The sequence below is a fragment of the Xanthobacter sp. BG11Y11_SDJG genome, assembly GCF_057364445.1.
Genome location: NZ_JBNFNU010000204.1, coordinates 1 through 7,467 on the forward strand (window position 1 = coordinate 1; position 7,467 = coordinate 7,467).

At 71.3% G+C, this 7,467-nt stretch carries 7 protein-coding genes and 2 pseudogenes; 4 read left to right on the forward strand and 5 right to left on the reverse strand.

Translation table 11 applies throughout. The annotated features are described in order from the left end of the window. A partial coding sequence (locus tag AC2W7M_RS15805) for an aldehyde dehydrogenase family protein (RefSeq protein WP_486133174.1) occupies positions 1 to 1,339 on the forward strand: 1,339 nt, incomplete at its 5' end. Between the two features lie 30 nt (positions 1,340 to 1,369). On the opposite strand, the gene pth is transcribed toward AC2W7M_RS15805, so the two are convergent. Further along, positions 1,370 to 1,978: an aminoacyl-tRNA hydrolase gene (gene pth / locus AC2W7M_RS15810; protein WP_486133175.1), complete on the reverse strand. Its 609-nt coding sequence runs from the start codon at positions 1,976 to 1,978 to the stop codon at positions 1,370 to 1,372. A gap of 107 nt (positions 1,979 to 2,085) precedes the next feature. Beyond that, positions 2,086 to 2,699 (reverse strand): annotated as a pseudogene (locus AC2W7M_RS15815) (50S ribosomal protein L25/general stress protein Ctc). 428 nt (positions 2,700 to 3,127) lie between these two features. On the opposite strand from AC2W7M_RS15815, the gene AC2W7M_RS15820 reads away from it, so the two are divergent. Both AC2W7M_RS15820 and AC2W7M_RS15825 read left to right on the forward strand, forming a co-directional pair. Further along, positions 3,128 to 3,769: a c-type cytochrome gene (locus tag AC2W7M_RS15820; protein WP_486133176.1), complete on the forward strand. Its 642-nt coding sequence runs from the start codon at positions 3,128 to 3,130 to the stop codon at positions 3,767 to 3,769. 5 nt (positions 3,770 to 3,774) lie between these two features. Further along, entirely contained in the window at positions 3,775 to 3,912 is a 138-nt protein-coding gene (locus AC2W7M_RS15825) for a hypothetical protein (protein ID WP_486133177.1), read from the forward strand. Positions 3,913 to 3,991: 79 nt separating this feature from the next. Here the strand turns inward: AC2W7M_RS15825 and AC2W7M_RS15830 are convergent, their stop codons facing one another. Next, on the reverse strand, positions 3,992 to 4,117 hold the full coding sequence (locus AC2W7M_RS15830; RefSeq protein WP_486133178.1) for a hypothetical protein: 126 nt from the start codon (positions 4,115 to 4,117) through the stop codon (positions 3,992 to 3,994). Positions 4,118 to 4,218: 101 nt separating this feature from the next. Next, positions 4,219 to 4,620 carry a winged helix-turn-helix transcriptional regulator gene (locus tag AC2W7M_RS15835; RefSeq protein ID WP_486133179.1) on the reverse strand — a complete coding sequence of 134 codons (402 nt, stop codon included), beginning with the start codon at positions 4,618 to 4,620 and terminating at the stop codon, positions 4,219 to 4,221. A gap of 136 nt (positions 4,621 to 4,756) precedes the next feature. On the opposite strand from AC2W7M_RS15835, the gene AC2W7M_RS15840 reads away from it, so the two are divergent. Further along, a complete protein-coding gene (locus tag AC2W7M_RS15840) occupies positions 4,757 to 5,641 on the forward strand; it encodes an NAD(P)H-binding protein (protein ID WP_486133180.1) in 885 nt (294 codons plus the stop codon). A 10-nt stretch (positions 5,642 to 5,651) separates the two neighbouring features. On the opposite strand, the pseudogene AC2W7M_RS15845 reads toward AC2W7M_RS15840, so the two are convergent. Next, positions 5,652 to 7,467 (reverse strand): annotated as a pseudogene (locus AC2W7M_RS15845) (primosomal protein N'); the annotation flags it as partial.

The following is a 7,467-nucleotide window of genomic DNA, read 5'->3' on the forward strand; positions in this document are numbered from 1 at the left end:
CTCGGCGGCGGCGGACGCGGACGCCGCCATCGCCGCCGCGCGCCGGGCCTTCGAGCAGCCGGGCTGGGCGCAGAATCCGCGCCTGCGGCAGATGGTGATGCTGCGCTGGGCCGACGCCATGGAGCGCGCCGGCGAGGCGCTCGCCCGGCTTCTGACCGCCGAGAACGGCAAGCCGCTCGCCCAGTCGCGTGGCGAGATCGCCGGCTCGGTCTCCGAGATCCGCTATTATGCGGGCCTCGCGCGCTACATTCCCGGCCATGCCTTCGAGGTGGAGCCCGGCGTCTTCTCCACCCTGATGAAGGAGCCGGCCGGCGTCGCCGGGCTGATCATTCCGTGGAATGCGCCGGCGGTGCTGCTGATCCGCGCGCTCACCCCGGCGCTGGCGGCGGGCTGCACGGTGGTGGTGAAGCCGGCGCCGCAGACCGCCATCCTCACCGCCGAAATCCTGCGCACGCTGCACGAGGTGGAGGGCCTGCCGCCGGGCGTGCTCAACCTCGTTTGCGAGACCGGCCACGAGGTGGCGCGCGCGCTCGTCACCTCGCCGGAGGTGGACGTGATCTCCTTCACCGGCTCGAACGCCACCGGCACGCGGATCATGGCGGACGCGGCGCCCACCATGAAGAAGCTGTCGCTGGAACTGGGCGGCAAGTCCTGCTGCCTGGTGTTTGAGGATGCGGATGTGGCCGCCGTGGCGCCGAAGCTCGCGGCGGCGGCGACCATCATCTCCGGCCAGCAATGCACGGCGGCGCGCCGCGTCCTGGTGCACGAGAGCCGGTTCGAGGCGATGAAGGCGGCGCTCAAGGCCGCGCTCGCCGGGCTTCAGTTGGGGCCGGGGGACGCGCCCGGCTCCCAGATCGGTCCGCTGATCGATGCCGACGCACTGGCGCGGGTGGGCCGGCGCATCGAGGAGACCATGGCGGCGGCGGACGAGGTGGTGCTGGCCGGCGCGCGGCCCGGCGGCGCGCTGGAGGCGGGCACCTTCCTGTCGCCGACGCTGGTGGCGCACGAGGACACGGCCGCCTTCTTCGTCCAGGAGGAAATCTTCGGTCCGCTGGTGGTGATCGAGCGGTTCGCCGACGAGAAGGACGCGGTGCGCCGCGCCAACCACACCCAATACGGCCTCTCCGCCAGCGTGTGGACCAACGACGGCGCCCGGGCGCTGCGGGTGGCCCGCGCGCTGCGCAACGGCACGGTGTGGATCAACGACCACAACCGGCTGTTCGCCGAAGCCGAGACCGGCGGCTACCGGCGCTCGGGCCTCGGCCGCCTGCACGGCTATGACGCGCTGATCGACTTCGTGGAGATCAAGCACGTCTTCCAGGATGCCGGCGTGGTCTGAGGGGCTGGCGGGGCGGGAGCCGGCGCGCGCTCAGCCCTTCTCGCCGACGCGCTTTTGCTCGGAAAAGCCCTGGGCCTCCAGGAACAGGTGCACGCGGTTCTGGAATTCCTCGGGCCGGCCGGCGGCGAGCAGATGGGTGAAATCGGCGCAGGCGTCGCACACCGCGTCCACCCAGCCCTTCTCGGACTTGGCGAAGTCGCCGAGCACGTAGGGCATCACCATCTGCTTGTCGCCGGGATGGCCGATGCCGAGCCGCACCCGCCAATAGTCGTTGCCGCATTGGGCGGTGATGGAGCGCAGGCCGTTGTGGCCGGCATTGCCGCCGCCCTTCTTCAGGCGCACCTTGGCGGGCGGCAGGTCCAGTTCGTCGTGCAGCACGAACACGCGGTCGAGCGGAATCTTGTAGAAGCGCATGGCCTCGGAGACCGCGCGCCCGCTCTCGTTCATGTAGGTCTCGGGGAAGAGAGCGATCACCTTCTCGCCGGCGATCTCGCCTTCCGCCGCGAGCGACTGGAAGCGGCGGCGCAGCGGCGCGAGACGTTGGCGGCGGCAGATGGCGTCGAGCGCCATGAAGCCCACATTGTGCCGGTTGCCGGCATATTTCGGCCCGGGATTGCCGAGCCCTGCGAGCAGGAACACGGGGGGCGGGCCTCCGGTCGGGTGAAACAAGGGCTGCGCCCGGCGTCCGCCTCAGGGCGCCGGATGGCCGGCCGGGCCTCGGCCCGGCCGGAACGGCATCAGGCCGGTCAGGCCTTGGGCTCTTCCTTGGCGGCCTCGTCGGCCTCGGCCTCCTTGAGGCCCGACGGGGCGACGATGGTGCCGAGCGTGTCGTCGCCGTGGCCGGCCCAGGTCACGCCCTTCGGCAGGGTGATGCCGGAGAGGTGGAAGCTGTCACCGAAGCCGGCGCCGGAAAGATCGACCTCGATGGCGTCCGGGATGGATTCCGCCGGGCATTCGAGCTCGACCGTGTGGGCCACCACGTTGAGGGTGCCGCCGCCCTTGAGGGCCGGGGACGCCTCCTGCTTGATGAAGTGGACCGGCACCTCGACGGTGACCGTCGCGCCCTTGGAGACGCGCAGGAAGTCCACGTGCAGGGGATAGTCCTTCACCGGGTCGAGCTGGTAATCGCGCGGGATCACCCGGTGCTTCTTTCCATCCACCTCGACCTCAAAGAGGGTGGTGAGGAAGTGGCCGGCATAGATGATCTTGTTGATCTCGATGTGGTTCAGCGAAATCGCGATCGGCTCCTGCTTCTCGCCGTAGATCACGGCGGGCACGCGCCCGGCGCGGCGCTCGGCACGGGCGGCCCCCTTGCCGACCCGCGGCGCGCCACAGCCTTCAGTTCCTTGATGGCAGTCATGGCACTCGTCCTAACGTTGAAATGGTTCTAGAAAGGAACACGGCCGCTCGCGCGGCCGCAGATCGTCCCGCATGCCGGCACGCCTCCAGGGGGGCGCATGCCTGCGCGCGGGAAGGCGCGCTTATAGCCGCATGGGCGCGCGAAGGCAACAATGGCGGCACTTTGGGGGGAAGGCATGGCCTGGCGCGCGGGTTTGGGCACGGTGGTCCTCCTCGTTCTGGCCTGCGGGCCGGCCGCGGCGCAGCCGGCGCCCGAGGCCGCCGCGAATGCCCGAGCGCTCGCCAAGGCCAATGAGCGCATCGCCATCTGGGACCTGCCGGACATGGACCTGCTGCCGGACGACGAGGCCGGCCGTCTGGCCCGCCTCGGCCGCTCGATCCTGCTGGCGACGCCGCCGGCACATCGGGCCGGATGCCGCCGACCCCGCGATGCGCTTCGCCGGCAACAACCTCGCCTGCGGCAATTGCCACCTGAATGCCGGCACCAAGAAGTTCGGCCTGCCGCTGGTCGCCGCCTCGGCCGACTATCCGGCCTATTCCTCGCGCTCGGGCACGCCGGCCACCCTCGAGGACCGGCTCAACGGCTGCATGACGCGCTCTCTGAATGGGCGGGCCATGCCTGCCGACGCCAAGCCCATGAAGGCACTGGTGGCCTATCTCAAGGTCCTGTCCGGTTCGCTGCCGGCGGGGGCGAAGATCGTCGGCGCGGGCGCGGGAGCCATCCCCGAGCTCGACCGCGCCGCCGACCCGGCACGGGGCGCGCAGGTGTTCGCCCAGAACTGCGCCGTCTGCCATGGCCCCGAGGGGCAGGGGGTGCGCCGCAACGTGGCGGACGCCTCCTTCGGCTATGGCGTGCCGCCTCTGTGGGGGCCGGACAGCTTCAATGACGGCGCCGGCATGAACCGCCTCATCACCGCGGCGAACTTCATGCACGACAACATGCCGAACGGCGTCGACTGGCTGATGCCGATCCTTCAGCCGGCGGATGCCTGGGACGTGGCGGCCTTCGTGCTGTCGAAGCCGCGGCCGGCGCGCGCGGCATCGACCGGGACTTCCCGGACCTGCTGCTGAAGCCGGTGGACACGGCCTACGGCCCCTATGCGGACGGGTTTTCCGCTGCCCAGCATAAGTATGGCCCGTTCGCCCCCATCCGCGCCGAGATCGCCCGGCTGAAGGCCGAAAAAGGCAGCGTGCCCAATCCCAACGACCGGTGAGACGGGGCCGGTCCTCTCGCCTGATGATGATGGCTGCGCTGACCGATCCGCGGGCGGCGTCGGCGGATTGGCGCGTGCTCTAGCGCGGCGTGTCGGAGCTGCAGCTCTTCGGGGTGGCCTGGCCGAACCAGTTGCCGCACTTGTCGCAGCCGGACAGGCCGAGCGCGAGCACGGCGACCACGGCAATCCTCACCATCGCGCGCATGAGCTTCCCCGTCCGGCCAGTCTGTCGATGACGGCCGAACCATAGCCCTCCCGGCGGCGAAGGAAAGCCCCCTTGCGCCGCGCGGGCATGGCTCTTCGATTTCAGCCCCGGCGCTCGTCCGCATCGAAGGCCGCGCGGGACCGCTTGATCTCGTCGTGGTGGCGTTCCGCCCACGCGGCGAGCGCCGCCAAGGGGTCCTGGATCGACACGCCCAGCGGCGAGAGGCGGTATTCCACGCTCGGCGGCTTGGTGGGAAAGACGTGGCGGGTGACGAGGCCGTCGCGCTCCAGGTTGCGCAGGGTCTGGGTGAGCATGCGCTTGGAGATGTCCGGCACCAGGCGCTGGATCTCGCTGAAGCGGCAGGGCTTTCCCGCCAGGACGATGAGGATCAGCGTGGTCCATTTGTCGCCGATCTGGTCCAGGACGTCGCGCACCGGGCAGCAGGCGGCATCCACCTTGGCGGCGCGCCACTGGGACAGGCTCTCGACAAGGGCTGCTGACATCTGCCGACACTCTGGGCGACCACGGGAGGCGGTTCCCTCCAGGTGACCATGGAACGAAATACTGCCTCCTTCCGCGCCCGAATGGAAGTCTCTATTTTATACCAACAATCGTTTTGAGACCAATTCGGAGATCGCCATGTCCCAGTCCCGCCTGCTTGTGACCGGTGCGAGCGGCCAGCTCGGCCGCCTTGTCATCGACGGCCTTCTGAAGCATCTGCCGGCCGGAAACATCACGGCCCTGGTGCGAACGGATGCGGCCGGCGCGCCTTTCGCCGCTCGAGGGGTAAAGGTCGCCATCGGCGACTATGCCAAGCCCGAAACCCTGGATGCCGCCGTTGCGGGCAGCGAGCGGGTGCTGCTGATCTCCTCCAACGATCTCGGCGCGCGCGTCGATCAGCATCGCAACGTCATCCATGCGGCCAAACGCGCCGGGGTGAAGCTGCTCGCTTATACCAGCCTGCTCCGCGCCGACACGTCCGCGCTCGGGCTCGCCGAGGAGCACCGCCAGACCGAGGCGGCGCTGCGCGCGTCAGGCGTTCCCTTCGTATTGCTGCGCAACGGCTGGTACACGGAAAACTACGCCGCCTCCATCGCCCCCGCATTGGCCAGCGGCAGCTTCTATGGCAGCGCGGGCGAGGGGCGCATCTCCTCGGCCGCGCGGGCGGACTATGCTGCGGCCGCGGTGGCGGTCTTGACCGCGCCGCACGGCGCGGTGGAAGGGCGGACCTATGAGCTTGCGGGGGACGCCTCCTATACCCTGGCGGACTTCGCCGCCGAGGTGGCGCGCCGCGCGGGCAAGCCGGTGGCCTACGTCAACCTTGCCGAAGCGGACTACCGCGCCGGCCTGATGCATGCCGGGCTGCCGGAGCCGGTGGCGGCGCTGCTGGCGGATTCCGATGCGGCGGCTGCGAAGGGCGCGCTGTTCGACGATGGGCACGCGCTGTCCCGGCTCATCGGCCGGCCGACCACGCCGTTCGCGGAGACGGTTGCCGCCACCGTGTCGGGCGCCCTCGCCGCCTGAGGCCAGCCCGTCACAGGAAGCTCTGCGGGTCGACGTCGATCGCCACCCGCACGTTGCCCTTCGGGCGCGGCGCCACCTCGCGCCAGGCCCGCAGGTAGGCGGAGAGGTCGAAGCCGCGCGGGGAGCGGGCGAGCAGGCGCCAGCGGTGACGGTCCGCGCAACACGGCAAAAGCGGCGCCTCCGCCGGGCCAGGATGCGCACCTCGGGGGTGATGGGCGCCGAGGCGGCGAGGCGGCGGGCATGGGCCTCCGCAGCGAGCGCTTCGCTCGCCGAGACGATGAGGCTCGCCATGCGTCCGAAGGGCGGCAGCATGGCCTCCTGCCGGGCGGCGATCTCGCTCTCGTAGAAGGCGGCGCGGTCGCCCTTCACCAGCGCCCGCATCACCGGATGCTCGGGCATGTGGGTCTGGACGAAGCCGCGCCCCTCCGCCGCCCCGCGCCCGGCGCGCCCGGCCACCTGGTGCACCAGCTGGAAGGTGCGCTCGGCGGCGCGCGGATCGCCGTGGCCGAGGCCCACGTCCGCATCGACCACGCCGACCAGAGCGAGGCCGGGGAAATTGTGGCCCTTGGCGACGAGCTGGGTGCCCACCACCACGTCCACCTCGCCCTTCGCCACCGCGTCAAGCTCCGCGCGCATGCGCTCGACGCCGCCCAGCAGATCGGAGGAGAGCACCATTGTGCGCGCGGCAGGAAACAGCGCGTGCACCTCTTCCTGGAGCCGCTCGACGCCGGGGCCGACGGGGATGAGGCTGTCCTTCTCGCCGCAGGCCGGGCAGGCCTCGGGCACCGGCGCCTGGTAGCCGCAATGGTGGCAGGTGAGGCGGCGGCGGAAACGGTGCTCCACCAGCCAGGCGGTGCAGGAGGGGCAGCGCATGCGGTGCCCGCACGCGCGGCACAGCGTCAGCGGCGCATAGCCGCGCCGGTTGAGGAACAGCAGCGCCTGGCCGCCCGCCTCCAGCGTGTCGTTGACCTCGGCCTCCAAACGCGGGGCGATCCAGCGCCCGCGCGGCGGGCCCTCCTTCCTGAGGTCGATGGGGGTGAGCGCCGGCACCTTGGCGCCGCCGAAGCGCAGCGGCAGGGCAAGGCGATTGTAGCGCCCGCGCCGGGCGTTCACCTCGGTCTCGATGGCCGGCGTCGCCGAGGCGAGCACGATCGGGCAGGAGGCGAGCCGCGCCCGCACCACCGCCATGTCGCGGGCATTGTAGGCGACGCCGTCCTCCTGCTTGTAGGCGGGGTCGTGCTCCTCGTCGACGATCACGAGGCCGAGGTCGCGGAACGGCAGGAACAGCGCCGAGCGCGCGCCCGCCACCACCTTGACCGCGCCGGAGGCCACCTCGTTGAGGATGCGGGCGCGCCGGCGCGTGGCGACGCCGGAGTGCCATTCCGCCGGCTTCACGCCGAAGCGGGCGGAAAAGCGCTCCAGGAACGCCTGGGTGAGGGCGATCTCCGGCAGCAGGATGAGCGCCTGCCGGCCCTGGCGGATCGCCTCGGCCACCGCCTCGAAATAGACCTCGGTCTTGCCCGAGCCGGTGACGCCGTCCAGCAGGTGCACCGCGAAGGCGTGCGCATCCACCGCCGCGCGCAGGACCTCAGCCGCCTCGGCCTGCGCCTCGGACAGGGAGACGGCGGCGTGGTCCGGGTCTGGCGGATAGGCGGCGGGCTCGGGCGGCAGCACCACCGCCTCCAGCGCGCCGTCGTCCACCAGGCCGTCCACCACCGAGGGCGAGACGCCCGCCTCCCGGGCCGCCTCGCTCTTGCCGCGCACGAAGCCGTCGGCAACCAGCGCCAAGAGGCGCTCGCGCGCCGCCGTCATGCGCTCGGGCCGCG

Excerpts from the sequence above, each read along its gene's own strand:
- AC2W7M_RS15840 (WP_486133180.1), top strand. The coding sequence starts at position 4,757 with ATGTCCCAGTCCCGCCTGCTTGTGACCGGTGCGAGCGGCCAGCTCGGC.
- AC2W7M_RS15830 (WP_486133178.1), bottom strand. The coding sequence starts at position 4,117 with ATGCGCGCGATGGTGAGGATTGCCGTGGTCGCCGTGCTCGCGCTCGGC.
- AC2W7M_RS15820 (WP_486133176.1), top strand. The coding sequence starts at position 3,128 with ATGCGCTTCGCCGGCAACAACCTCGCCTGCGGCAATTGCCACCTGAAT.
- AC2W7M_RS15835 (WP_486133179.1), bottom strand. The coding sequence starts at position 4,620 with ATGTCAGCAGCCCTTGTCGAGAGCCTGTCCCAGTGGCGCGCCGCCAAG.